Below are 24,057 nucleotides of genomic sequence, written 5' to 3' on the forward strand. Positions count from 1 at the left end.
CGGCGGCGGGCCGATACGGGGCCGGGTTTACGCGGATTCGGGCTTGAAGTCGATGGCCGCCGAGTTGATGCAGTAGCGCTGGCCGGTCGGCGCCGGGCCGTCCTCGAAGACGTGGCCCAGGTGGGTGCCGCAGCGGCGGCAGCGCACCTCGACACGCACCATGCCGTGGCTGGTGTCGCGCACCTCCTCGATGACGTCGGCCTCCAGCGGCTGCCAGTAGCTCGGCCAGCCGCAGCCGGCGTCGAACTTGGTCTCGCTGGAGAACAGCGGCGCGCCGCAGCCGACGCAGTCGTAGCGGCCGCGGCCGGTGTGGTCCCAGTACTTGCCGGTGAAGGGGCGCTCGGTGGCGGCGTGGCGCGCGACCTGGTACTGCATCGGGTCCAGCTGGGCGCGCCATTCGGCGTCGCTCTTGCGGACCTCGTAGCGCGGGTCGTCGTGCGGGTGGGCGGCAGGTTTCTTGTCGAACAGGCTCATGACGAACAGGAGATCTCGAGCTGGCGCGCCCAGTCGGGCGGGAAACCGGCGAGCGCCTCGTGCTCGGGCTGCTCGTCGAACGGATGCTGCAGCACGGCCAGCAGCCGCGAGACCTCGCCGAAGTCGCCGGTTTCGGCTTGGCGGATCGCGGTTTCGGCGAGGTGGTTGCGCAGCACGTACTTGGGGTTGCTGCGCTCCATCCGCAAGCGGCGCTCGGCGTCGAGGCTGGATTCGGCACGCAGGCGCTCGGCGTAACGCAGCGCCCAGGCGTCGAAGGCCTCGCGGTCGAGGAACATGTCGCGCAGGGCATCGTTGCGCGCCCCGGGCGTGCTGTCGAAACGCGCCAGGCGGCGGAAGCTGATCGTGTAGTCGGCACCGTCGGCGGCCATGCGGCGCAGCAGGTCGTCGACCAGCGTGCCGTCTTCGGGGCGTTCGTCGCGCAGGCCGAGCTTGGCGCGCATCGCCGTCTGCAGCGCGGCCAGGAACTCGGTCTTGTAGGGCTCCAGTGCGGCGACGGCGGCGTCGCTGTCGACTATCAGCGGCAGCAGCGCCTGGGCCAGCGCGTGCAGGTTCCAGAACGCGACGTTGGGCTGGCGCGCGTAGGCGTAGCGGCCCTGGTGGTCAGAGTGGTTGCAGACGTGGCCGGGGTCGAAGGCATCGAGGAAACCGAAAGGCCCGTAGTCGATCGTCAGGCCGAGCAGCGACATGTTGTCGGTGTTCATCACGCCGTGGCAGAAGCCGACCGCCTGCCACTGCGCCACCAGACGCGCGGTGCGCCGCGCCACCTCCTCGAGCAGCGCGGCGTAGCGGTTGGCGGCCTCGGCCTGCGCCGGGAAATAGCGTTCGATCGTGTCGTCGGCCAGGCGGCGCAGCGCCGCTTCGTCGGCCGCGGTGTGGGCGAAGTGCTCGAAGTGGCCGAAACGCAGGAAGCTGGGCGCGACGCGGGTGACGACCGCGGCGGTCTCGACGCGCTCGCGGCGCACCGGCAGCGGCGAGCCGACCAGCGCCAGCGCGCGCGTCGTCGGAATGCCTAGCGCGTGCATCGCCTCGGAGCCCAGGTACTCGCGGATCGACGAGCGCAGCACGGCGCGGCCGTCGCCCATGCGCGAGTAGGGCGTCAGCCCGCTGCCCTTCAACTGCAGCTCCAGCGGCCCGAGCGGCGTGTCGGCCTCGCCGAGCAGCAGCGCACGGCCGTCGCCCAGCTGCCCGGCCCAGACGCCGAACTGGTGGCCCGAGTAGACCGTGGCCAGCGTGCCGCCGGCCGGCTGGGCGTTGCCGGCCAGCAGCGCCAGAGCTTCGTCGCGCTGCAGCCAGTCCCACCAGCCGAGTTCGCGTGCGTAGGCCTCGTTGCGCGCCACCCAGTGCGCCTCGGGCACCGGCTGCGGCGGCTGGACGACGGCCAGCGGAGCGCCGGCGCGGCGCACGAAGCCGTCGTCGCGCCAGCGCGGGCCGTCGGGGAAGATCCGGTCGGGGGCGTTCATCGCGACCATTGTCGGAAGCGGGCGCGCGCCACGCCGGCGCAGGGGCTTCATCGCCGCGGGCCGTTATCGTCACGGCTTCGTGATGGACGCCTCGCACTTCCTCGTTTCGCTGCTCAACGGGCTGTCCGTGGGGCTGCTGCTGTTCCTGCTGGCCTCGGGGCTGACGCTGATCTTCAGCCTGATGGGCGTGCTGAACTTCGCCCACGCCAGCTTCTACATGCTGGGCGCCTACGTCGGCGCCACCGTCGCGGCCGGCGCCGGGTTCTGGGTCGCGCTGGTGGTGGCGCCGCTGGTCGTCGGGCTGGCCGGCGCGGCCTTCGAGCGCTGGGTGCTGCGGCGCGTGCACGCGCAAGGCCACGTCGCCGAACTGCTGGTCACCTTCGGCCTGGCCTACGTCGTCGTCGAGGCGGTGCAGCTCGTCTGGGGCCGCCAGCCGCTGGCCTTCGAGCCGCCGCCGGCAGTTGCCGGGCCGCTTTTCACGCTGGTCCAGGCGCCGGCCGGGCTGACGCTGGCCTGGGGCGCGGCGCCCGAGGCCTGCCGTGGCGAGGCGGCGCTGGTCTGCACCCAGTTCCCGGCACTGCGCGCCTTCGCGATGGTGCTGGCGCTGGTGCTGCTGGCCGTGCTGGCGCTGGCACTGAGGGCGACGCGGCTGGGCCTGGTGATCCGCGCCGCGCTGACGCACCCGCAGATGGCGCAGGCGCTGGGCCACGACGTGCCGCGGGTGTTCATGCTGGTCTTCGGTGCCGGCACCGCGCTGGCGGCGCTGGCCGGCGTCGTCGGCGGCGCGATGCGGGTCACGGAGCCCTCGATGGCGCAGGCCGTCGGGCCGGTCGTCTTCGCGCTGATCGTCATCGGCGGGCTGGGCTCGCTGGCCGGGGCTTTCGTCGCCTCGCTGCTGCTGGGCGTGCTGGACTCGTTCGCGGTGGCCAGCGACCGTTCGCTCGCCGACCTAGCTGCCGCGCTGCACTGGACGCCGGCGCCCGAGACCGCGGCGCTGGCGCTGTGGAGCGTGAAGCTGTCGCAGGTGGCGGCGATCCTGCCGTACCTGCTGCTCGTGCTGGTGCTGGTGCTGCGCCCGCGCGGGCTGTTCGGCACGCGCGAAGGATGACGGGGCACCGGATCCGGGCCGCGCTCGTCTGGGGCGCCTACGCGCTGGCGCTGGCCGGCGCGCCCTGGCTGTTCGACAGCAGCCTGGCGCTGACGCTGCTGTCGCAGATCGGCATCGCCATCGTCGCCTGCCTGGCTTTCAACCTGCTGCTGGGGCAGGGCGGCATGCTGAGCTTCGGCCACGCGGTCTATTCGGGCCTCGGCGCCTACGCGGCGATCCACACGCTGCGCTGGATGGCGGCCGGCACGCTGGCCCTGCCGGTCAGCCTGGTGCCGCTGGTCGGCGGCCTCGGCGGGCTGGCCGGCGCGGCGACGCTGGGCTGGCTGACGACGCGCACGGCCGGAACGCCATTCGCGATGATCACGCTGGGCCTGGGCGAACTGGTCGCCGCGCTGGCGCTGATGTTCCCGACGGTCTTCGGCGGCGAAGGCGGCCTGAGCGCCGACCGCGTGATCGGCGAGCCCGTCTGGGGCATCAGCTTCGGTCCGGCCTGGCAGGTCTACGCGCTGATCGCCGTCTACTGCTTCGTCTGCACCGCGGCGATGTACGGCTTCACGCGCACCCCGCTGGGCCGCATGCTGAACGCCGTGCGCGACAACCCGCTGCGTGCCGAGTTCGTTGGCTACAGCGCACGCCGCGTGCGCTATCGCGCCTTCCTGGTCTCGGGTTTTTTCATGGGCGTGGCCGGCGGGCTGGCGGCACTGCATTTCGAGATCGTCAGCGCCGAGGTGCTGGGCTCGCTCAGGTCCGGCGCCTACCTGCTGTTCACGGTGCTGGGCGGCAGCGGCTATTTCGCCGGGCCGATGATCGGCGCGGTGCTGATGGTGCTGTCCGGCGTGCTGCTGTCGGCGCTGACGCGCGCCTGGCTGCTGTACCTGGGCCTGGCCTTCATCGCCGTCGTGATGATCGCACCCGGCGGCCTGGCCGGCGCGCTGGCGGGTTTGATGCGCGCCGCGGCCGCGGGGGGCCTGCGCCGGCTGTGGGCCGGGCTGGCGACGCTGGTCCTGCTCGCCGTCGCGGCGCTGGCCGGCCTCGCGGCGATGGTCGAGATGCTGTACCAGCGCCAGCTCGACGCGGCCTCGGGCCCGGCGCTGAACTTCGCCGGCCTGTCGCTGAACGCCGAATCGGCCGACGCCTGGGTCGGCGCGGCGCTGCTGCTGGCCACCGCGGCGGCGCTGTTCGCTCTCGCGCGGCGGCGGTTCGCGCCGCAATGGGCACAGGAGCTGGCGCGATGAGCGCGGCCTTGGAACTGCGCGCCGTGCACCGGCGCTTCGGCCGCACGGAGGTCGTGCGCGGCGCCAGCCTGGCGGTGCGCCAGGGCGAACGTGTCGCGCTGATCGGCCCCAACGGCGCCGGCAAGAGCACGCTGTTCAACCTGATCAGCGGCCAGCTCGCGCCCGACGCTGGCGAGATCCTGCTGAACGGCCAGGCGATCCAGGGCCTGCCGCCTTACGAGATCGTGCGCCGTGGGCTGGCGCGCAGCTTCCAGACCAGCCAGCTGTTCGCGCGCCTGTCGACGGCAGAGAACCTGCGCTGCGCGCTGCTGCACAGCGAGGGCGCCGGCTACGCCTTCTGGCGCCCGGCGCGTCGCCGCGGCCTCGACGAACGCGCCGACGCGCTGCTGGCGATGCTGCGCCTGGAGCACCGGCGCGACGTGCCGGCGGCCCAGCTCGCCTACGCCGAGCAGAGAGCGCTGGAGATCGGCCTGACGATCGCCGGCGGCGCGAACGTCGTGCTGCTGGACGAGCCGACCGCCGGCATGAGCCGTGAGGAGACGGCCAGGTTCGTCGCGCTGATCCGCCGCGCGACCGAAGGCCGCACGCTGCTCGTCGTCGAGCACGACATGGGCGTGGTCTTCGAGCTCGCCGACCGCATCGCGGTGCTGGTCGACGGCGAGGTCGTCGCTTTCGACACGCCCGCGGCGGTGCGCGCCGATCCGCGCGTGCAGCAGGCCTACCTCGGCGCGCTGCCGCCGGCCGGGGAGGGCGCATGCTGACGGTGCGCGGCCTCGAAGCCGGTTACGGCGTGCGCCCGGTGCTGCACGGCGTCGATCTGGACGTCGCGCCCGGCGAGATCGTCGCGCTGCTGGGCCGCAACGGCTCGGGCCGTTCGACGACGGCCAAGGCGCTGATGGGCCTGCTGCCGGCGCGCGGCTCGGTGCGCTGGCAAGGCGCCGAGCTGCTGGGACAGCCGGCGCACGAGATCGCGCGCGCCGGCCTGGGCTACGTGCCCGAGAGCCGCGACGTCTTCCCGACGCTCAGCGTCGCCGAGAACCTGCGCCTGGGCGAACGCCCACGCGCCGGGCCGGGCCGCTGGACGACGGCCGAACTGCTCGCCCGCTTCCCGCGACTGGCCGAGCGCGCGCAGGCGCCGGCCGGCGTGCTGTCCGGCGGCGAGCAGCAGATGCTGACGCTGGCGCGCACGCTGGTCGGCGACCCTGGGTTGCTGATCGTCGACGAGCCCACCGAAGGCCTGGCGCCGCAGGTCGTCGCCCAGGTGGCCGAGCTGCTGGCCGAAGCCCGCCGGCGCGGTGTCGGCGTGCTGTTGGTCGAGCAGAAACTGGCGATCGCGCTGCAGCTCGCCGACCGCTGCCTGGTGATGGGCCACGGCCGCATCGTCTTCGCCGGCACGCCGGCGGCGCTGGCGGCCGACGCCGGCGTGCGGCGGGAGTGGCTGGAGGTCTGACTCAGGCCGGCGCCGAGCGCCGCACGCCCCCGGTCAGCTGGCGCGCGATCAGCGTGCGCAGCGGCGCCGCGACGCTGGCCGCCTTCAGCACCGCACCACGCACCAGCTTGGCCGGCGGCGTGTCGTCGGTGAACAGGCGCACGATGGCGTTGGTGCCGAGGTAGATCGGCAGCGTGCGCATCCGGTGCTCGCGTTCGTAGCCGGCCAGCACCGCGGCGTCGCCGAGGTCGCGGCGGTCCCGCGCGGCGCGCGCCAGTTCACGAGCCAGCACCTCGACGCCGTAGAGGCCGAAGTTGTAGCCGTGCGCGGTGACCGGGTGCATGCCGACCGCGGCGTCGCCGACGAGCGCGAAACGCGGGCCGACGAAACGTGTCGCATAGGCCGCGACCAGCGGGTAGGCGTGACGCGGCGCGGCCACGTCCATGCGGCCCAGGCGGCGGTCGAAATGCTCCTCGACACGCAGCGCGAAGGCTTCGTCCGACAGCGCCATCCACTCCGGCGCCTGGTCGCTCTTCAGCGTCACGACGGCCGAACTCTGGCGCCCGGCCATCGGCAGGATGGCCAGCGTGTTGCCGTAGCGGAAGCACTCGTGCGCGGTGTTCTCGTGGTCTTCCTCGTGGCGCATGCGCACGACGATGCAGGTGCGGCCGAAGTCCAGCATGTGCGCGCCGATGCCGCCCAGGCGCCGCGTCGTCGAGAAGCGGCTGTCGGCGGCGACGACCAGCGGCGCACGCCAGGCGCGGCCGTCGGCCAGGCGTACGGTCGCGGCCTGTTCGTCGCGCTGCAGCGCGGTGACCCGCGCGTCGCCGACGATCTCGACGCCCGGCGTGGCGGCGGCCGCGGCGTAGGCGGCTTCGCGCAGGCGGTGGTTGGGCACCAGGAAACCCAACGCCTCGTGGCCGTCGGCCTGGCCATCGAAAGGCAGCACCAGCGGCGAGGCGCCGTTGCGCACCAGCGCACGCTTGAGCGGCGCGATCTCGTCGGCCGGCAGCCGGTCCCAGTGGCCCAGGCGCTCGAGGATGGCGCGCGCACGGTGCGTCAGCGCGATGTCGCGGCCGTCTTCCGGCGGCGCGACCAGCGACTCGGCGCTGTTCTGTTCGAGCACGGTGCAACGCAGGCCGGCCTGCGCGAGCGCCGCCGCCAGCGCCAGGCCCGCGGGGCCGGCGCCGACGATGGCGACGTCGGTGGTGTGGAGGTCGTTCACGGTCGTTTGAGGGGCATCAAGGCCCCGAGTGGCCGGCGCACGATATCGGCGCGTCGACGTCATGGGCTTGACTGAAGTCATGCACGAGGTGGCGCCGGCCTTTGTCGCCGCAGGGACAGCGCGCCCCGAAACCCGACTCCTAGAATGAAACGACCGTTCGAAACCGAGCCGAACCGAGGCCTTCCCGCCTCGGAAAACGGCCCCCAGAAGGAGACATCATGGCCGTCCGTTACGACCTCCACGGCGAGGTCGCCGTGCTCACGCTGGACAACCCGCCGGTCAACGGCCTGGGGCTGGCGACGCGGCGCGAACTGAGCGCCGGCCTGGAACGCGCGCTGGCCCACCCCGCCGTCGTCGCGATCGTCGTCACCGGCGCCGGCAAGGTGTTCTCGGGCGGCGCCGACATCAAGGAGTTCGGCACCGACCGGGCGATCGCCGAGCCCAACCTGCATTCGCTGATCCGCCAGGTGGAGCTGGCGGGCAAGCCGGTGGTCGCCGCGATGCACGGCACCTGCATGGGCGGCGGGCTGGAGCTGTCGCTGGCCTGCCATTACCGTGTCGCCGCGCCGGCCACCAAGGTCGCGCTGCCCGAGGTCAAGCTGGGCCTGCTGCCCGGCGCCGGCGGCACGCAGCGCCTGCCGCGTGTGCTCGACGTCGAGACCGCGCTGAACATGATCGTTTCCGGCGAACCGGTGGCCAGCGAGCTGCTGGCTTCGGTGCCGGGGCAGAAGCTGTTCGACCAGATCGTCGAAGGCGAGCTGCTGGCCGGCGCCGTGGCCTTCGCTGCCGCCAAGGGCCACGAACACGCCGGCGGCGCGCCGCTGCCACGCGTGCGCGACCTGAAGGCTCGCCACGCCAACCCCGACGCCTTCTTCCAGTTCGCGCGCAACACGGTGAAGGCGATGGCCAGGCACTTCCCGGCGCCGGCCAAGTGTGTCGACGCCGTCGAAGCCGCGGTCAAACGCGACATCGACGCCGGCCTGGCCTACGAGCGCGAACTGTTCATGGCGCTGATGTTCACGCCCGAGAGCCAGGCGCTGCGCCACGCCTTCTTCGCCGAACGCGCCGCCAGCAAGATCCCAGACGTCCCGGAGGACACGCAGCTGCGCCGCATCGCCAAGGTCGGCGTCGTCGGCGCCGGCACGATGGGCGGCGGCATCAGCATGAACTTCCTCAACGCCGGCCTGCCGGTGACGATCCTGGAGACGACGGCCGAGGCGCTGGAGCGTGGTGTCGCGACGATCCGCCGCAACTACGAAGCCCAGGTCAGGAAGGGCAAGCTGAAGGAGGACAAGTACCAGCAGCGGATGGCGCTGCTGACGACGACGCTGTCCTACGCCGACCTCGCCGACTGCGACCTCGTCATCGAGGCCGTCTACGAGGATCTGGGCGTCAAGCAGCAGGTCTTCGGCGCCTTGGACGAGGTCGTCAAGCCGGGCGCCATCCTCGCCAGCAACACCTCGACGCTGGACCTGAACCGCATCGCCGGCTTCACCAAGCGCCCGGCCGACGTGGTGGGAATGCACTTCTTCAGCCCGGCCAACGTGATGAAGCTGCTGGAGGTGGTGCGCGGCGAGAAGACGGCCAAGGACGTGCTGGCCACCGTGATGCAGCTCGCCAAGACGATCCGCAAGACGGCGGTGGTCTCGGGCGTCTGCGACGGCTTCATCGGCAACCGCATGATCGAGCAGTACAGCCGCCAGGCCGGTTTCCTGCTGGAAGAGGGCTGCACGCCGCAGCAGGTGGACAAGGCCGTCGAGGCCTTCGGCTTCGCGATGGGCCCGTTCCGCATGGGCGACCTGGCCGGCAACGACATCGGCTGGGCGATCCGCAAGCGCCGCTACGTCGAGCAGCCGCAGATGCGCTACAGCCAGACCGCCGACCTGCTCTGCGAGATGGGCCGCTACGGCCAGAAGACCGGCGCCGGCTGGTACGACTACGCGCCCGGCAAACGCGACGCGATCCCGTCGCCGGTGGTCGAGGAGATGGTCGCCCAGCACCGCGCCGGGCTCGGCATCACGGCGCGCACGATCTCCGACGACGAGATCGTGCACCGCCTGGTCTACGCGCTGGTCAACGAAGGCGCCAAGATCCTCGAGGACGGCATCGCCAGCAAGGCCAGCGACATCGACATGGTCTACCTCACCGGCTACGGCTTCCCGCTGTGGCGCGGCGGGCCGATGTGTTACGCCGACAGCCAGGGCCTCTTCAACGTCGTGCAGACGATGAAGGCCTTCGCGCGCAACCCGCTGGACGACGCCGGGTTCTGGGAGCCCGCGCCGCTGCTCGAGCGCCTGGCCGCCGAAGGCCGCCGCTTCACCGCCTGAAGCCCCGAACCCGAGGACCGACCATGAGCCAAGCCGTCATCGTCTCCACCGCACGCACGCCGCTGGCCAAGAGCTGGAAGGGTGCATTCAACATGACCCACGGCGCGACGCTGGGGGCTGCGGCGGTCGCCGCGGCCGTGCAGCGCGCCGGCATCGAACCCGCCGCCGTCGAGGACGTGCTGATGGGCTGCGCCAACCCCGAGGGCGCGACCGGCGCCAACATCGCGCGCCAGATCGCGCTGCGCGCCGGGCTGCCGGTCACGACGGCCGGCATGACGATCAACCGCTTCTGTTCCAGCGGCCTGCAGACCATCGCCAGCGCGGCGCAGCGCATCGTCGCCGGCGAAGGCGAGGTCTATGTCGCCGGCGGCGTCGAGAGCATTTCCTGCGTGCAGCAGGAGATGAACCAGCACATGCTCTTCGACCCGGCGCTGAAGAAGAGCAAGCCCGAGATCTACTGGACGATGCTGCAGACGGCCGAGAACGTCGCCCGGCGCTACGGCATCTCCAAGGAGCGCCAGGACCGCTACGGCGCGCAGAGCCAGCAGCGCGCCTGCGCGGCGCAGGAGCAGGGCCTGTTCGCCGAGGAGATCGTGCCGGTGACGACGGTGGCCGGCGTCGCCGACAAGGTGCTGGGGCTGCGCAGCCGCGAAGTGACGGTCAGCGTCGACGAAGGCCTGCGCCCGGGCACGACCTACGAAGGCATCCAGGGCATCCGCCCGGCGATGCCCGGCGGCGTGATCACCGCCGGCAACGCCAGCCAGTTCAGCGACGGGGCCGGCGCCTGCGTCGTCGTGCACGAGCGGTACGCCGAGCAGAAGGGGCTGAAGCCGCTGGGCCGTTTCCTCGGCTTCGCGGTCGCCGGCTGCGAGCCCGACGAGATGGGCATCGGCCCGGTGTTCGCGGTGCCCAAGGTGCTGCAGCGCCTGGGGCTGACGGTCGACGACATCGACCTCTGGGAACTCAACGAAGCCTTCGCGGTGCAGGTGCTGTACTGCGCCGATCGGCTCGGCATCCCGATGGAGCGGCTCAACGTCAACGGCGGCGCGATCGCGATCGGCCACCCCTACGGCGTCAGCGGCCAGCGCCTGACCGGCCACGCGCTGATCGAAGGCCGGCGCCGCGGCGCCAAACGTGTCTGCGTGACGATGTGCATCGGCGGCGGCATGGGCGCGGCCGGCGTGTTCGAGGTCTTGTGAGCCTGCGCGAGCACCTGGACGTCCTGCTGCACGACTGGCTGGACGTCGACACGCTGTTCACCCGCGAACGCCACGCCGAGCACTCGCGCGAGACCGTCGGCGCGGTGCTCGACCTGGCCGAGCGCATCGCCGCCGAACGGTTCGCGCCGGCCAACCGCCGCGCCGACGTCGAGGAGCCGCGTTTCGACGGCGAACGGGTGCACCTGCCCGAGAGCACCCGCGCCGCGGTCGCGGCCTACGTCGAATCCGGGCTGCTGGCGGCCTCGCAGGACGCCGAGTTCGGCGGCCTGCAACTGCCTTGTGTCGCCGAGATGGCGGCCAACGCCTTCTTCAGCCAGGCCAGCGTGGCGATCGCCGGCTACGCGATGCTGACCACCGGCAACGCCAACCTGATCGCCGCGCACGGCACGCCGGCGCAGCGCGAGACCTTCGCGCGCCGGCTGTTCGCCGGCGAGTGGTTCGGCACGATGTGCCTCAGCGAGCCGCAGGCCGGCTCGTCGCTGTCGGACGTCGCGACCCGCGCCGAGCCCGACGGCCCCGGCCACGAAGCCGATGCGCTGGGCCCACGCTACCGGCTGCGCGGCCACAAGATGTGGATCTCCGGCGGCGAGCACGAGCTGGCGGCCAACATCGTGCACCTGGTGCTGGCCAAGATCCCCGACGAAACCGGCCGCCTGCCGCCGGGCGTCAAAGGCCTGTCGCTGTTCATCTGCCCGAAGTTCCTGCCCGGGCCCGACGGCCGGCCGGGCCGGCGCAACGACGTCGCGCTCGCCGGGCTGAACCACAAGCTGGGCTACCGCGGCACGACGAACACGCTGCTGAACTTCGGCGAGCGCGACGGCGCCGTCGCCTGGCTCGTCGGCCGCCCCGGCGACGGCCTGCGCTGCATGTTCCACATGATGAACGAGGCGCGAATCGGCGTCGGCCTGGGCGCCGTGATGCTCGGCTGGGCGGGTTACGAGGCCAGCCTGGATTACGCACGCCAACGCCCCCAGGGCCGGCCGCTGGGCGCCAAGGACGCGGCGCAGCCGCAGGTGCCCATCCTGCGCCACGCCGACGTGCGGCGCATGCTGCTGGCGCAGAAGACTTATGTCGAAGGCGGGCTGGCGCTGTCGCTGTACTGCGCCCGCCTCGTCGACGAAGCGCGCACCGGCACGCCCGAAGCCGCGGCCGACGCGCGCCGGCTGCTGGAGCTGCTGACGCCGATCGCCAAGAGCTGGCCCAGCGAGTGGTGCCTGGAGGCCAACTCGCTGGCCATCCAGGTGCTGGGCGGCTGCGGCTACACACGCGACTTCCCGGTCGAGCAGTACTGGCGCGACAACCGCCTGAACATGATCCACGAAGGCACGCACGGCATCCAGGCGCTGGACCTGCTGGGCCGCAAGGTGCTGGCCGACGGCGGCGCGGCGCTGAAGCTGCTGGCGACCCGGATCGACACCACGGCGCAGCGTGCCGGTCAGGTCGCCGGCCTGGCCGAAGCCGGCGTCGCGCTGGCCGGGGCCTTGCAGCGCCTGGGAGCGGCCACGCGTTCGGCCTGGGCCACCGGCGACGCCGAGGCGGCGACGGCCAACGCGACGCCTTATCTGCAGGCCTTCGGCCACGTCGTCGTCGCCTGGCTGTGGCTGGATCTGGCGCTGGCGACGGGTGCTTCGCGGCCGGGCACACTGGCGGCCACGCGCTACTTCTACGCCTACGAGCTGCCCAAGATCGACGCCTGGCTGGCGCCGGTGGCGCGGCGCGAGGCGCTGGTGCGCGAACTGGACGATTCCTGTTTTTGACCGAGGACCGAACGATGGCTGTACGACACCTGGTGATGTGGACCCTGAAGGACAAGGCCGACGCGCCGCGCTTCAAGGCCGAACTCGACTCCTGCGCGGCGCTGGTGCCGGGCATGCTGCACTTCCGCGCCGCGATCGCCGAACCCGGCTGCGAGGCCAATGTCGACGTGCTGCTCGACTCGACCTTCGCCGACGCCGCCGCGCTGGACGCCTACCAGAACCACCCGCATCACCAGGCGGTGTCCAAGCTGCTGGGCACGCTGCGCCAGACGCGCCACGTGCTGGACTACACGACGGAGGGCTGATGAGCACGCCGGTGATGGACCTCTTCCGCCTGGACGGGCGTGTCGCGCTCGTCACCGGCGGCTCGCGCGGCCTGGGGCTGCAGATCGCCGAGGCGCTGGGCGAAGCCGGCGCCAAAGTCATGCTGACCTCGCGCAAGGCGGCCGACCTTGAGCAGGCCGTCGCCCACCTCGCCGAACGTGGCGTCGACGCCCGCTGGGTCGCCGGCGACGCCAGCCGGCCCGAGGACGTGCAGCGCATCGTCGACGAGACGCTGCAGCGCCTGGGGCCGATCGACATCCTCGTCAACAACGCCGGCGCCACCTGGGGCGCGCCGGCCGAGGACCACCCGCTGGACGCCTGGGACAAGGTCATGGACCTCAACGTGCGCAGCCTGTTCCTGTTCTCGCAGGCGGTGGCGCGCGCCAGCATGATCCCGCGCCGTTCGGGGCGCATCGTCAACGTCGCGTCGATTGCAGGGCTGGCCGGCAGCCTGAACATGCAGTTCATCGCCTACGGCACCAGCAAGGGCGCGGTGGTGAACTTCACGCGCACGCTGGCCGGCGAATGGGGCCGCCACGGCATCAACGTCAACGCGCTGGCGCCGGGTTTCTTCCCGAGCAAGATGACACGCGGCACGCTGGAAGCGGTGGGCGAACAGCGCCTGGCCGCCGCCGCGCCGCTGGGCCGCATCGGCGACGACGACGATCTCAAAGGCGCCGCGCTGCTGCTGTGCAGCCCGGCGGGCAAACACATCACCGGCCAGGTGCTGGCGGTGGACGGCGGTGTCAGCGCCGTGCACGCTGGCTAGGGCTCCAGGAGACGACATGAACAACCAGCAGATCGTGCTGGCCTCGCGACCGCAAGGCGAAGCGACGGCCGCCAACTTCCGCCTCGTCGAGGCGCCGCTGCCGGCGCTGGCCGAGGGCCAGGTGCTCGTGCGCCACCACTACCTGAGCCTGGACCCGTACATGCGCGGCCGCATGAACGACTCCAAGAGCTACGCCGCACCGCAACCGCTGGGCGAGGTGATGATCGGCGGCACGGTCGGCGAGGTCGTCGACTCGCGTCACCCGGGCTACGCCGCCGGCGACGCCGTCGTCGGCATGGGCGGCTGGCAGCTTTATTCGGTGGTCGACGGCGGCGCGGCCGGCATGCTGCGCAAGGTCGACACGCGGCTGCCGCTGTCGGCCTACCTGGGCGCCGTCGGCATGCCGGGCGTCACCGCCTGGTACGGGCTGGTGCGCATCATCGCGCCCCAGGCCGGGCAGACGGTGGTCGTCAGCGCGGCCAGCGGCGCCGTCGGCAGCGTCGTCGGCCAGCTCGCCAAGGCGCGCGGCTGCCGCGTCGTCGGGTATGCCGGCGGAGCGGCCAAATGCGCCTACGTCGTCGACGAACTGGGTTTCGACGCCTGCATCGACTACCGCGAACACGCCGACGCACGATCGCTGGCACGCGCGCTGCGCGACGCCGCACCCGACGGTGTCGACGGCTGCTTCGAGAACGTCGGCGGCGCGGTGATGGACGCGACCATGCTGCGCATGAACGCCTTCGGCCGCATCGCGCTGTGCGGGATGATCGCCGGCTACGACGGCCAGCCGATCCCGATGAGCTGGCCGCAGCTGATCCTGCAGTCGCGGCTGACGGTGCAGGGTTTCATCGTCAGCGAGCACATGGGCGACTGGCCCGAGGCGCTGCGCGAGCTGGCGGCGGGTGTGGCCGGCGGCACGATCAAGTACCGCGAGAGCGTCGCCGAAGGCCTCGCTGCCGCGCCCGAGGCCTTTCTCGGCATGCTCAAGGGCCGCAACTTCGGCAAACAACTGGTGAAACTCGTTTGATCCACTGGCACTGGCTGCGCTGGCACGACCTGCGCCTGGACGACCTCTACGACGCGCTGGCGCTGCGCTGCCGCGTCTTCATCCTCGAACAAGGGCCGTACCTGGACCCCGATGGCGTCGACCGGCACTGCTGGCATCTGCTCGGCCGTGACGAGGCCGGCGTGCTGCAGGCTTATCTGCGGGTCGTCGACCCGGGGCTGAAGTACGCCGAGCCCTCGATCGGCCGCGTCATCAGCTCGCCCGAGCGCCGCGGCACCGGGCTGGGCCGCGCGCTGGTCGCCGAAGGCGTTGAGCGAACCCTGGCGGCGTGGCCGGGCCAGGGCATCCGCATCAGCGCCCAGGCGCACCTCGATCGTTTCTACGCCGGCTTCGGCTTCGAGCCGGTCGGCGAGCCTTATCTCGAAGACGACATCCCCCACCTCGAAATGCGGCTGAGGAGCTCCCGATGAACACCGACTGGCAGGGCCGCGTCGCGGTCATCACCGGCGCCGCGAGCGGCTTCGGCCTGGAGACCGCGCGCATCGCCGCGGCCCGTGGCATGAAGATCGTCGCCGCCGACCTGCAGCCCGCCGCGCTGGAGGCCGCGGCCGAGGAGTTGCGCGGGCGCGGCGCCGAGGTGCTGCCGTTCCGGCTCGACGTCGCCAAGGCGGCCGAGGTCGAGGCGCTGGCGGCGGCCACCTTCGAGCGTTTCGGCACGCCGCACTTCGTCTTCAACAACGCCGGCGTCGGCGCCGGCGGGCTGATCTGGGAACAGTCGGCCAAGGACTGGGAGTGGGTGCTGGGCGTCAACCTGATGGGCGTCGCGCACGGCGTGCGGGTCTTCGTGCCGGCGATGCTGGCGGCGGCCCAGGCCGACCCCGGCTACCGCGGCCACGTCGTCAACACGGCCAGCATGGCCGGCCTCGTCAACATGCCCAACATGGGCGTCTACAACGTCAGCAAACACGCCGTAGTCGCGCTCAGCGAGACGCTCTATCAGGACCTGTCGCTGGTCGCCGAACACGTGCACGCCCACGTGCTGTGCCCGTTCTTCGTGCCCACCGGCATCCACGAGAGCGGCCGCCACCGGCCCGCCGAGCTGGCCGCCGACGGCCGGCCGACCCGCAGCCAGATGGTCGCCCAGGCGATGATGGAAAAGGCCGTCACCGGCGGCAAGGTCAGCGCTGCCGACGTCGCGCAGTGGGTCTTCGACGCGATGGACGAGAACCGCTTCTACGTCTTCAGCCACCCGCAGACGCTGGGCTCGGTGCGCCAGCGCATGGAAAACCTCGTCGCCGGCCGCAACCCCAGCGACGCCTTCGCCGACCGGCCCCAGGTCGGCGAGCAGTTGCGCGCGGCGCTGCGCGGCCGCGGCTGAGCGCCAGCGGTTACAGTCCTGGCGCCGGCATGGTGCCGGCACACGTCTTCAGGGCGGGGTGGAACTCCCCACCGGCGGTAGGCGGCTTCGGCCGCGAGCCCGCGAGCGCCCGGCGCGAGCCGGGGTCAGCAGATCTGGTGCGAAGCCAGGGCCGACGGTCACAGTCCGGATGAAAGAAGACGTGCCGCTTCGCCGCGCCCGGCTCCGGCTGGTCGCGGCGTGGCGGCGCGCATGCGTCCCTGGAACGTCTCCGTCCCACTCGAAGGAGCGTCTCCACATGAATCCAACTCTCCACACCCCGGCGCTGGCCGGTTCAACTGCCACCTTGCGCCAGCGGCTCGAAGCCGCCGCAGCGGCGATGCGCGCCGGACGCCCGGTGCTGCTCGTCGACGACGACGACCGCGAGAACGAGGCCGACCTGATCGTCGCCGCCGAGCACTTGAGCGAAGCGACGATGGCGATGCTGATCCGCGAAGGCAGCGGCATCGTCTGCCTTTGCCTGCCGCCCGACGCCATCGAGCGGCTGCGCCTGGCGCCGATGGTCGTGCACAACGGCAGCCGCCACCGCACCGCCTTCACCGTGTCGATCGAGGCGCGTGAAGGTGTGACCACCGGCGTCAGCGCCGCCGACCGGCTGACGACGGTGCGCGCCGCCACCGGCCCGGGCGCCTGTGCCGAGGCGCTGGTCAGCCCCGGCCACGTCTTTCCGCTGCGCGCCGAAGCCGGCGGCGTGCTGCAGCGCCGCGGCCATACCGAAGGCGCGATCGAACTCTGCGACCTGGCCGGCCTGCGACGCGCCGCGGTGCTTTGCGAGCTGATGAACCCCGACGGCAGCATGGCGCGAGGCGCCCAGATCGAGGCTTTCGCCGCGGCCCACGGTCTGCCGACGCTGTCCATCGAGGACCTCGTGCAGTGGCGACAGGGGAGGGCCGATGGCTGATCGCCTGGTCGTCGTCATCGGTGCCGGCCCGGCCGGGTTGATGGCCGCCGAACGCCTGGCCGCCGCCGGGCACCGCGTCGAGGTCTTCGACGCGATGCCCTCGGCGGGGCGCAAGTTCCTGCTCGCCGGCAAGGGCGGGCTGAACCTGACGCACTCCGAGCCCTTCGAGCGTTTCGTCGCGCGCTACGGCGCGGCGGCCGGCTGGATGGCGCCGCGGCTGCAGGCTTTCGGCGCCGACGCGCTGCGCGCCTGGGCCGCCGAACTCGGCGTGTCGACCTTCGTCGGCACCTCGGGCCGCGTCTTCCCGGCGGAGATGAAAGCTGCGCCGCTGCTGCGCGCCTGGCTGCACCGGCTGCGTGCGGCCGGTGTCGTCTTCCAGATGCGCCACCGCTGGACCGGCTGGACCGAGGACGGCGCGCTGGCCTTCGACGGCCCGGCCGGCCTGGTGACACGCCGTCCCGACGCGACGCTGCTCGCGCTGGGTGGCGCCAGCTGGCCGCGCCTGGGCAGCGACGGCGCCTGGTGGCCCTGGCTGGCGGCGCGTGGCGTCGAACTGGCGCCGCTGGCGCCGGCCAACTGCGGCTTCGACGTCGCCTGGAGCGAGTTCCTGCGCACGCGCCACGCCGGCGAGCCGCTGAAGTCGGTGGCCATCGCCTTCGGCGGCGACCGCCGTCCGGGCGAGTTCGTGCTGACCGAGACCGGCGTCGAGGGCAGCCTGGTCTATGCCTTCTCGGCGGCGCTGCGCGATGCGATCGCACGCGACGGGCGGGCGGTCTTCGAGCTCGACCTGCTGCCGGCGCGGCCGCTGGACTGGGTGCGGCGCGAACTCGCGCACCCGCGGGGCAGCCGCTCGCTGGCCTCGCACCTGAAGTCGCGGCTGAACCTGGGTGGCGTGAAGACCACGCTGCTCTGGGAGCTGGTGCCCAAGGCCGAGCAGCACGACGTCGACAAGCTGGCCGCGGCGATCAAGGCGCTGCCGGTGCCGGTTACGGCCCCGCGGCCGATCGCCGAGGCGATCAGCAGCGCCGGCGGCGTGCGCCTGGACGCCGTCGACGAGGGCCTGATGCTCAACGCGCTGCCGGGCGTCTTCGTCGCCGGCGAGATGCTCGACTGGGAGGCGCCGACCGGCGGTTATCTGCTGACCGGCTGCTTCTCGACCGGGCTCGCCGCGGGTGACGGCGCCGCACGCTGGCTGTCCCGCTGAGCGGCCGCACCGGCCGTGGGCGCACCCGAGTGGCGCCCGCGGCCGGCCTTTAAACTGCGCGCCTTTCGCATATCCGGACTTTGCTTTTGGACAAGATCGTTCTGCAGATCGCCGCCGAACTGAAGGTTCGCCCGGCGCAGGTGCTGGCCGCGGTCGAACTGCTCGACGGCGGCGCCACGGTGCCGTTCATCGCCCGTTACCGCAAGGAGGCGACCGACGGCCTCGACGACGTCCAGCTGCGTGAACTGGAGGCCCGCCTGGCCTATCTGCGCGAGCTGGAGGAGCGCCGCGCCGCGGTGCTCAAGAGCATCGACGAACAAGGCAAGCTGACGCCCGAACTGCGCGCCGCCATCGAGGCCGCGCCGACCAAGCAGGAACTGGAAGACCTGTACCTGCCGTACAAGCCGCGCCGCCGCACCAAGGGCATGATCGCGCGCGAAGCCGGGCTCGAACCGCTGGCCGACAAGCTCTTCGCCGACCCGACGCTGGAGCCGCTGGCCGAGGCCGTCGCCTTCATCAACGCCGATGGCGGTTTTGCCGACGCCCACGCGGTGCTCGACGGCGTGCGCGACCTGCTCGCCGAACGCTGGGCCGAAGACGCGGTGCTGGTCGGCCAGCTGCGCGAATGGCTCTGGGCCGAAGGCCTGTTCCAGAGCAAGCTGGTCGACGGCAAGGACGGCAATCACGCCGACGCCGCCAAGTTCCGCGACTACTTCGACTACGCCGAGCCGATCCGCACCGTGCCCAGCCACCGCGCGCTGGCCGTGTTCCGCGGCCGCACGCAGGAGTGGCTGGACGCCAAGCTGGTGCTCGACGAGGAGCTCGTGCCCGGCCAGCCCTCGCGCGCCGAAGGCCGCATCGCGCGCCACCTGGGCTGGAGCCACGCCAAGCGCCCGGCCGACGACCTGATCCGCAAGACCGTCGCCTGGACCTGGAAGGTCAAGCTCTCGCTGTCGCTGGAGCGCGACCTGTTCTCGCGCCTGCGCGAAGAAGCCGAGGCGGTGGCGATCAAGGTCTTCGCCGACAACCTGCGCGACCTGCTGCTGGCCGCGCCGGCCGGCAAGCGTGTCGTGATGGGGCTGGACCCGGGCATCCGCACCGGCGTCAAGGTGGCCGTGGTCAGCGACACCGGCAAGGTGCTGGACACTTCGACGGTCTACCCGCACGAGCCGCGCAACGACTGGGAAGGTTCGCTGCACGTGCTCGGCCGGCTGGTGGCGACGCACGGCGTCAACCTGATCGCGATCGGCAACGGCACCGCCAGCCGCGAGACCGACAAGCTGGCCGCCGACCTGATCAAGCGCATCCGCCAGATGGCGCCCGACGTCCAGATCGACAAGGTCGTCGTCAGCGAAGCCGGGGCTTCGGTCTATTCGGCCAGCGAGTACGCGAGCAAGGAACTGCCTGAACTGGACGTCAGCCTGCGCGGCGCGGTCAGCATCGCGCGCCGGCTGCAGGACCCGCTGGCCGAGCTGGTGAAGATCGATCCGAAGAGCATCGGCGTCGGCCAGTACCAGCACGACGTCAACCAGAGCGGGCTGGCGAAGTCGCTGGACGCGGTCGTCGAGGACTGCGTCAACGGCGTCGGCGTCGACTTGAACACCGCCTCGGCGCCGCTGCTGGCGCGCGTCTCGGGGCTGTCGCCGGCGGTGGCGGCGAGCATCGTGCGCTGGCGCGACGCCCACGGCGCCTTCCGCAACCGCCAGCAGCTGCTGGAGGTCTCGGGCCTGGGCCCGCGCACCTTCGAGCAGGCCGCCGGTTTCCTGCGCATCCGAGACGGCGACAACCCGCTGGACCTGACCGGGGTGCACCCGGAGACCTATCCGGTCGTGCAGAAGATGCTGGCCGCCACCGGCCGCCCGGTGCAGGAGTTGATGGGCCGCGCCGAAGTGCTGCGCACGCTCAAGCCCGAGCTCTTCGCCGACGACAAGTTCGGCGCCATCACCGTCAAGGACATCCTGGCCGAGCTGGAGAAGCCCGGGCGCGACCCGCGGCCCGACTTCACGGTGGCGCGCTTCAACGAAGGCGTCGAGGACATCAAGGACCTGCAGCCGGGCATGGTGCTCGAAGGCACGGTCAGCAACGTCGCCCAGTTCGGCGCCTTCGTCGACCTGGGCGTGCACCAGGACGGCCTGGTGCACGTCAGCCAGCTGTCGAACAAGTTCGTCAACGACGCGCGCGAGGTCGTGAAGACCGGCCAGACCGTCAAGGTGCGCGTGCTCGAGGTCGACCTGGCGCGCAAGCGCATCTCGCTGACGATGAAGCTGGACGCGGCCCCGCGCCCGGCCGGCGAGCGCGGCGGCAACGCCTACCGGCCCGCGGGGCGTGACGAGCGCGCTCGCGGCGGCGGCCAGGCCGCCGCGCAGCAACAGGGTCAGGGTGCGATGGCCGCGGCCTTCGCCAAGCTGTTGACCAAGCGCTCGTAGCTTTCCTGGCCCTCGGCGCGCTGGACGGCGTCCAGCGCGCGGCGGCGGATGTCGTCGTCGATGCGCGCCGCCGGGCGGTAGCTGGCGTCGAAACGCACGGCCACCGGACTCGGTTCCAGCCGCACCTGCGGCACGCTGATCGGCGAGGAGCGCATCAGCGCGAAGATCTCGCGCTCGGCCTGCATCGCCGGCGACAGTTGCGGCGTGATGCCGGTCTGCGGCAGCGTCACGAACACCGCCAGCGCGGCCATGCCCGCGGCCATCACCGCGCGCGGCCGGCCCATGGCCGCGGCAGCGCCACGGGCGGCGCTGACCACCGGCGGCGGCACGAGGTCGGCGAAGCCGCGGTTCTCGGCGGCGCGCGCCACCGGGCGCGGCGGTTCGCGATCCTCCGGCGTCACCAGCAGGCCGGCGCGCCGCACCGCGCGGCCGATGGCCTCGCTGCCGGTCAGCACCGTGAACGGCACTGCCAGCAGCAGCGGCAGCACGAGCGGCGCCAGATGCCAGACGCCGATCTCGCCGCTGCGCTGGCCCAGCACCGCCAGCGCCAGCAGCGGCAGCGACATCAGGCCGATGCTGACCGCGGCGTCGCGCCAGGCGACCGTGCCGGCCTGCCGCGGCGGCGACTTCCATTCCAGCTTCAGCCCGGTCAGCGCGCCGATGACGAAAGTCGTGTGCGCGAGCATGCGCAGCGGCGCCTGCACCGCCGAGGCCAGCAGTTCCAGCACCGAGCTGACGACGAGCGCGGCGGTGCCGCCGAAGCGGCGCTGGTCGCGCGCAGCCAGCACCGCGACGACGCCCAGCACGCGCGGCAGCAGCAGCAGCACCGCGGTCATCACCCACAGCGCGACGGCGCCTTCGTGGCTGGGCAGCGGCGCGTGCAGCAGCGTGCCGAGCACGACGAAGACCAGCCACAGCGGCGCGATCGCGTACGACAGCGCGCCGGTGACGAACATCGCGCGGTGCGCCGGGCGCCAGCCCGGTTCGGCCACCAGGCGGGCGTTCTGCAGATTGCCCTGGCACCAGCGGCGGTCACGCTGCAGCTCGGCCAGCAGGTTCGGCGGGTACTGCTCCCAGGAGCCGTCGAGCTGCGGCGCCAGCCAGACCTCGTAGCCGGCACGGCGCATCAGCGCCGCTTCGACGAAGTCGTGCGACAGGATCTCGCCGGCCAGTCCGCCGCGGCCCGGGATCGGCGCCAGCGCGCAGTGCGCCATGAAGGCCTCGACGCGAATGATCGCGTTGTGGCCCCAGTAGTGCGACTCGCCGAGCTGCCAGAAGGCCATGCCCAGCGCGAACAGCCGCCCGGTGACGCGGGTGGCGAACTGCTGCAGCTGCGAGTGCAGCGTGTCCTGCGCACGCGCCGTCGGCAGCGACTGCACGATGCCGGCACGCGGGTTCTCTTCCATCAGCCGCACCATGTCGACGAGCGTACGGCCGCTCATCGTGCTGTCGGCGTCGAGCACGACCATGTAGCGGTACTGCGAGCCCCAGCGGCGGCAGAAGTCGGCGACGTTGCCGGCCTTGCGCTTGGTGCGCCGGCGGCGCCAGCGGTAGAAGACGCGCGCGCCGCCGTCGACCTCGCCGTCGCCCAGCATCGTGCGCAGCCGCTCCCAGGCTGCGACTTCGGCTTCGCGCAGCTTGGGGTTGGCGGTGTCCGACAGCACGTAGATGTCGAACAGCGACAGCGCCCCGGTGGCGGCGAGCGACTCGCAGGTCGCACGCAGGCCGCCGTAGACGGTGGCGATGTCCTCGTTGCAGATCGGCATGATCACCGCGGTACGCGCGCCGCGGTCGATCGGGGCGTGCGGGCGCTTGAGCGTCAGCGCGTGCGGGTCGCCTCGCAGCATCACCCAGCCGCCCATCAGCGCGGTGACGAAGCCGATCGCCACCCAGGCGAAGAGCAGCGTCTGCAGCAAGGCCTGCGGCCACGGCGTGCCCTCGGGCGTCAGCGCCCAGGCGGCGACGGCGAAGGCCGCGACCAGCGCCAGCAGCAACCGGCGGCGCGCCATCGCGGCGGCCAGCCAGGGAGTGGCGCGCGGCCCGGCGCCGAAGCGCATGCCAGGCATCGCGGCGAACAGCAGGCCGCGGAGGAAACCGAACCAGGGGTGCGGCCGCATCGGCGAACGCACGACCGGCGGTGCGGTACGTAGATTGGTATTCATTGGGGTGCGAGGGCGTAAGACCAGGTTTCGGACAGCGTGCGGTCGCCCAGGCGCAGGAACGCACGCAGCTCGAGGGCGCGGCCGGCATCGGCGCGCTCGACATCGATCGAGACACGCCAGCCGCCGCGCGCCGGATTCGGATAAGCCACCGCGCGCAACGCGCGGGCGTTGTCATTGCCGCTGACGACCGCCTCGACCGCGGCGTCGGCGGGCAGTTCGGCCAGCGTCGGACCGTCGAAATCGAGGTGGAACTGCAGGCGCTGGGGCGGGATGGGCGTTTCGCGGTAACCGTGGCCCAGGCGTGTCTGCACGACACGGGCTCCGGGTGGCTGCGTCGCCGCGTCGGCCGCCCAGTGCATCCTCCAACCCAGGGCAATCGGCTGTCCCGGGGGCGGCACGTCGCGCGGCACCCAGTAGGCGGCGATGTTGTCGTGGGTCTCGTTGGGGGTGTGGAACTGCAGCAGTTCGACCCGGCCCGGCCCCCAGTCGCCCAGCGGTTCGATCCAGACGCTGGGGCGGCGCTCGTAGGCCGCTTCCAGGTCTTCGTAGCTCGTGAAGCTGCGGTCGCGCTGCTGCAGGCCGAAGCCGCGCGGCGACTTCAGGGCGAACGAGGTGACGAACGCGCTCTTCGGGTTGACCAGCGGGCGCCAGATCCATTCTCCATCGGCGGTGGCGATCTGCAGGCCGTCGGAGTCGTGCACCTCTGGGCGGTAGTCGTCGGCGACCGGCTGGTTCTCGCCGTGCAGGAACATGCTCGACAGGGGCGCGATGCCCAGCGTGGCGACCGGCGCACGCAGCCACAGCCGCGCCTGCACCTCGACGACGGTCGTCGGGCCGGGCTTGACGTCGAACCGGTAGGCGCCGGCGACCCGCGGGCCGTCGAGCAGGGCGTACAGACGCAGCGTCTGCGCGCCCGGGGCCGGGCGTTCGAGCCAGAAAGCGGTGAAGGCCGGGAACTCCTCGCCGTTGCCGCCGGCGGTGTCGACCGCCAGGCCCCGCGCCGAGACGCCGTAGCGCTGGCCGGCCCCCAGCGCACGGAAGTAGCTCGCGCCGAGGAAGACGATCAGCTCGTCCATCACCTTGGGCGTGTTCAGCGCGTGGTGCACTCGCAGCCCGGCGATGCCGGAGACGACTTCGGACGGCGGCAGCACGCCCTCGTCGCTGAAGGCCGAGCGCGGGATCTCCAGCGGCCGGGCCTGGCCGTCGACGATCTCCATCAGCTTCAGCGGCCGCGTGAAGCCGCGGCCGACGTGGAAGAACTGCAGCTCGAACGGCGCCGCTTCGGCGCGCCACAAACCTTGGTCGGGACGGAAGCGGACCTTGCGGTAGTCGTCGTAGCTGAGCTGCGCCAGCGCCGGCGGCAGCGGCGCCGGCTCCTGGTAGGGCCGGCGCGCCAGCGCCTCGGCTTCGCGGGCCACGTCGTCGAGACCGAAGGCCTTCGAGGCCGCAGTGGCGGAGAAGGTCGAGAAGGCGACCACGAGGGTCGTCAAGGCACGCAGCAGGCCGCTGCGGCGCATCAGGGGCGTCGCATCAATTCGCATTGCCTGGGAACATAGGGCCGCCGCGTTCGCGCGTCGCGGGGCAGGGGGGTA

General features: G+C 72.2%; 20 protein-coding genes and 1 riboswitch. Of the genes, 15 read left to right on the top strand and 5 right to left on the bottom strand.

Translation table 11 applies throughout. From position 1 onward, the window contains the following. Window positions 1-27: 27 nt before the first annotated feature. Together msrB and RGE_RS11845 are read right to left on the bottom strand one after the other, a co-directional pair. The gene (gene msrB, locus RGE_RS11840; protein WP_014428633.1) at window positions 28-474 is read right to left on the bottom strand and encodes a peptide-methionine (R)-S-oxide reductase MsrB; all 447 of its coding nucleotides are present in this window, start codon (window positions 472-474) and stop codon (window positions 28-30) included. Next, complete coding sequence (locus tag RGE_RS11845; protein WP_014428634.1) at window positions 471-1,964, bottom strand: protein adenylyltransferase SelO; 1,494 nt, start codon at window positions 1,962-1,964, stop codon at window positions 471-473. The genes msrB and RGE_RS11845 overlap by 4 nt, the downstream gene beginning before the upstream one ends. Window positions 1,965-2,037: 73 nt before the next feature. Between RGE_RS11845 and RGE_RS11850 the strand changes: the two genes are divergently transcribed. Genes RGE_RS11850 through RGE_RS11865 form a run of 4 tightly spaced genes read left to right on the top strand, consistent with a single transcriptional unit; the run spans window position 2,038 to window position 5,748 of the window. After that, complete coding sequence (locus tag RGE_RS11850; RefSeq protein WP_014428635.1) at window positions 2,038-3,063, top strand: branched-chain amino acid ABC transporter permease; 1,026 nt, start codon at window positions 2,038-2,040, stop codon at window positions 3,061-3,063. Then, window positions 3,060-4,298, top strand: coding sequence for a branched-chain amino acid ABC transporter permease (locus RGE_RS11855; protein WP_014428636.1), 1,239 nt, complete (start codon window positions 3,060-3,062; stop codon window positions 4,296-4,298). Before RGE_RS11850 ends, RGE_RS11855 begins: the two co-directional genes overlap by 4 nt. Further along, complete coding sequence (locus RGE_RS11860; protein WP_014428637.1) at window positions 4,295-5,059, top strand: ABC transporter ATP-binding protein; 765 nt, start codon at window positions 4,295-4,297, stop codon at window positions 5,057-5,059. The genes RGE_RS11855 and RGE_RS11860 overlap by 4 nt, the downstream gene beginning before the upstream one ends. Continuing rightward, window positions 5,053-5,748, top strand: a complete 696-nt coding sequence (locus tag RGE_RS11865) for an ABC transporter ATP-binding protein (protein ID WP_014428638.1) — start codon at window positions 5,053-5,055, stop codon at window positions 5,746-5,748. The genes RGE_RS11860 and RGE_RS11865 overlap by 7 nt, the downstream gene beginning before the upstream one ends. Before the next feature lies 1 nt (window position 5,749). Here the strand turns inward: RGE_RS11865 and ubiM are convergent, their stop codons facing one another. Further along, the gene (ubiM, locus tag RGE_RS11870; protein WP_014428639.1) at window positions 5,750-6,952 is read right to left on the bottom strand and encodes a 5-demethoxyubiquinol-8 5-hydroxylase UbiM; all 1,203 of its coding nucleotides are present in this window, start codon (window positions 6,950-6,952) and stop codon (window positions 5,750-5,752) included. A gap of 218 nt (window positions 6,953-7,170) precedes the next feature. Here ubiM and RGE_RS11875 point away from each other — a divergent pair, with 218 nt between their 5' ends. The 11 genes from RGE_RS11875 to RGE_RS11925 all read left to right on the top strand — a co-directional run bounded on the left by RGE_RS11875 (window position 7,171) and on the right by RGE_RS11925 (window position 20,303). Then, window positions 7,171-9,279 carry a 3-hydroxyacyl-CoA dehydrogenase NAD-binding domain-containing protein gene (locus RGE_RS11875; RefSeq protein WP_014428641.1) on the top strand — a complete coding sequence of 703 codons (2,109 nt, stop codon included), beginning with the start codon at window positions 7,171-7,173 and terminating at the stop codon, window positions 9,277-9,279. Window positions 9,280-9,302: 23 nt separating this feature from the next. Continuing rightward, on the top strand, window positions 9,303-10,478 hold the full coding sequence (locus tag RGE_RS11880) for an acetyl-CoA C-acyltransferase (RefSeq protein WP_014428642.1): 1,176 nt from the start codon (window positions 9,303-9,305) through the stop codon (window positions 10,476-10,478). Beyond that, window positions 10,475-12,256 (top strand): acyl-CoA dehydrogenase, encoded by a 1,782-nt coding sequence (locus RGE_RS11885; RefSeq protein ID WP_014428643.1) that lies wholly within the window; start codon window positions 10,475-10,477, stop codon window positions 12,254-12,256. The genes RGE_RS11880 and RGE_RS11885 overlap by 4 nt, the downstream gene beginning before the upstream one ends. A 14-nt stretch (window positions 12,257-12,270) precedes the next feature. Next, a complete protein-coding gene (locus RGE_RS11890; protein ID WP_014428644.1) occupies window positions 12,271-12,561 on the top strand; it encodes a Dabb family protein in 291 nt (96 codons plus the stop codon). Beyond that, window positions 12,561-13,349, top strand: coding sequence for an SDR family oxidoreductase (locus RGE_RS11895; RefSeq protein ID WP_014428645.1), 789 nt, complete (start codon window positions 12,561-12,563; stop codon window positions 13,347-13,349). Before RGE_RS11890 ends, RGE_RS11895 begins: the two co-directional genes overlap by 1 nt. A 16-nt stretch (window positions 13,350-13,365) precedes the next feature. Continuing rightward, window positions 13,366-14,376: an NADP-dependent oxidoreductase gene (locus RGE_RS11900; protein WP_014428646.1), complete on the top strand. Its 1,011-nt coding sequence runs from the start codon at window positions 13,366-13,368 to the stop codon at window positions 14,374-14,376. Next, entirely contained in the window at window positions 14,373-14,825 is a 453-nt protein-coding gene (locus tag RGE_RS11905; protein ID WP_014428647.1) for a GNAT family N-acetyltransferase, read from the top strand. The genes RGE_RS11900 and RGE_RS11905 overlap by 4 nt, the downstream gene beginning before the upstream one ends. Further along, window positions 14,822-15,733: an SDR family oxidoreductase gene (locus RGE_RS11910; protein WP_014428648.1), complete on the top strand. Its 912-nt coding sequence runs from the start codon at window positions 14,822-14,824 to the stop codon at window positions 15,731-15,733. Before RGE_RS11905 ends, RGE_RS11910 begins: the two co-directional genes overlap by 4 nt. A gap of 40 nt (window positions 15,734-15,773) precedes the next feature. After that, window positions 15,774-15,918, top strand: a riboswitch (FMN riboswitch). A 92-nt stretch (window positions 15,919-16,010) separates the two neighbouring features. Continuing rightward, window positions 16,011-16,673, top strand: a complete 663-nt coding sequence (gene ribB, locus RGE_RS11915; protein ID WP_014428649.1) for a 3,4-dihydroxy-2-butanone-4-phosphate synthase — start codon at window positions 16,011-16,013, stop codon at window positions 16,671-16,673. Further along, a complete protein-coding gene (locus tag RGE_RS11920) occupies window positions 16,666-17,877 on the top strand; it encodes a TIGR03862 family flavoprotein (protein WP_014428650.1) in 1,212 nt (403 codons plus the stop codon). The genes ribB and RGE_RS11920 overlap by 8 nt, the downstream gene beginning before the upstream one ends. A gap of 86 nt (window positions 17,878-17,963) precedes the next feature. Beyond that, window positions 17,964-20,303 (top strand): Tex family protein, encoded by a 2,340-nt coding sequence (locus RGE_RS11925; protein WP_043784026.1) that lies wholly within the window; start codon window positions 17,964-17,966, stop codon window positions 20,301-20,303. Here RGE_RS11925 and mdoH read toward each other — a convergent pair. Both mdoH and RGE_RS11935 read right to left on the bottom strand, forming a co-directional pair. Next, window positions 20,252-22,465: a glucans biosynthesis glucosyltransferase MdoH gene (mdoH, locus tag RGE_RS11930; RefSeq protein WP_014428652.1), complete on the bottom strand. Its 2,214-nt coding sequence runs from the start codon at window positions 22,463-22,465 to the stop codon at window positions 20,252-20,254. The two genes, RGE_RS11925 and mdoH, sit on opposite strands and share 52 nt — an antisense overlap. Beyond that, entirely contained in the window at window positions 22,462-23,982 is a 1,521-nt protein-coding gene (locus RGE_RS11935; RefSeq protein ID WP_014428653.1) for a glucan biosynthesis protein, read from the bottom strand. The genes mdoH and RGE_RS11935 overlap by 4 nt, the downstream gene beginning before the upstream one ends. Window positions 23,983-24,057 lie beyond the last annotated feature (75 nt).

The sequence above is a fragment of the Rubrivivax gelatinosus IL144 genome, from assembly GCF_000284255.1.
GTDB classification, from domain to species: Bacteria; Pseudomonadota; Gammaproteobacteria; order Burkholderiales; family Burkholderiaceae_C; genus Rubrivivax; species Rubrivivax gelatinosus_A.

Coding starts and splice junctions, on each gene's coding strand:
- msrB (WP_014428633.1), bottom strand. CDS start 474: ATGAGCCTGTTCGACAAGAAACCTGCCGCCCACCCGCACGACGACCCG.
- RGE_RS11845 (WP_014428634.1), bottom strand. CDS start 1,964: ATGGTCGCGATGAACGCCCCCGACCGGATCTTCCCCGACGGCCCGCGC.
- RGE_RS11850 (WP_014428635.1), top strand. CDS start 2,038: ATGGACGCCTCGCACTTCCTCGTTTCGCTGCTCAACGGGCTGTCCGTG.
- RGE_RS11910 (WP_014428648.1), top strand. CDS start 14,822: ATGAACACCGACTGGCAGGGCCGCGTCGCGGTCATCACCGGCGCCGCG.
- RGE_RS11875 (WP_014428641.1), top strand. CDS start 7,171: ATGGCCGTCCGTTACGACCTCCACGGCGAGGTCGCCGTGCTCACGCTG.
- RGE_RS11895 (WP_014428645.1), top strand. CDS start 12,561: ATGAGCACGCCGGTGATGGACCTCTTCCGCCTGGACGGGCGTGTCGCG.
- RGE_RS11860 (WP_014428637.1), top strand. CDS start 4,295: ATGAGCGCGGCCTTGGAACTGCGCGCCGTGCACCGGCGCTTCGGCCGC.
- RGE_RS11855 (WP_014428636.1), top strand. CDS start 3,060: ATGACGGGGCACCGGATCCGGGCCGCGCTCGTCTGGGGCGCCTACGCG.
- mdoH (WP_014428652.1), bottom strand. CDS start 22,465: ATGAATACCAATCTACGTACCGCACCGCCGGTCGTGCGTTCGCCGATG.
- RGE_RS11880 (WP_014428642.1), top strand. CDS start 9,303: ATGAGCCAAGCCGTCATCGTCTCCACCGCACGCACGCCGCTGGCCAAG.
- RGE_RS11890 (WP_014428644.1), top strand. CDS start 12,271: ATGGCTGTACGACACCTGGTGATGTGGACCCTGAAGGACAAGGCCGAC.
- RGE_RS11920 (WP_014428650.1), top strand. CDS start 16,666: ATGGCTGATCGCCTGGTCGTCGTCATCGGTGCCGGCCCGGCCGGGTTG.
- RGE_RS11865 (WP_014428638.1), top strand. CDS start 5,053: ATGCTGACGGTGCGCGGCCTCGAAGCCGGTTACGGCGTGCGCCCGGTG.
- ribB (WP_014428649.1), top strand. CDS start 16,011: ATGAATCCAACTCTCCACACCCCGGCGCTGGCCGGTTCAACTGCCACC.
- RGE_RS11900 (WP_014428646.1), top strand. CDS start 13,366: ATGAACAACCAGCAGATCGTGCTGGCCTCGCGACCGCAAGGCGAAGCG.
- RGE_RS11935 (WP_014428653.1), bottom strand. CDS start 23,982: ATGCGCCGCAGCGGCCTGCTGCGTGCCTTGACGACCCTCGTGGTCGCC.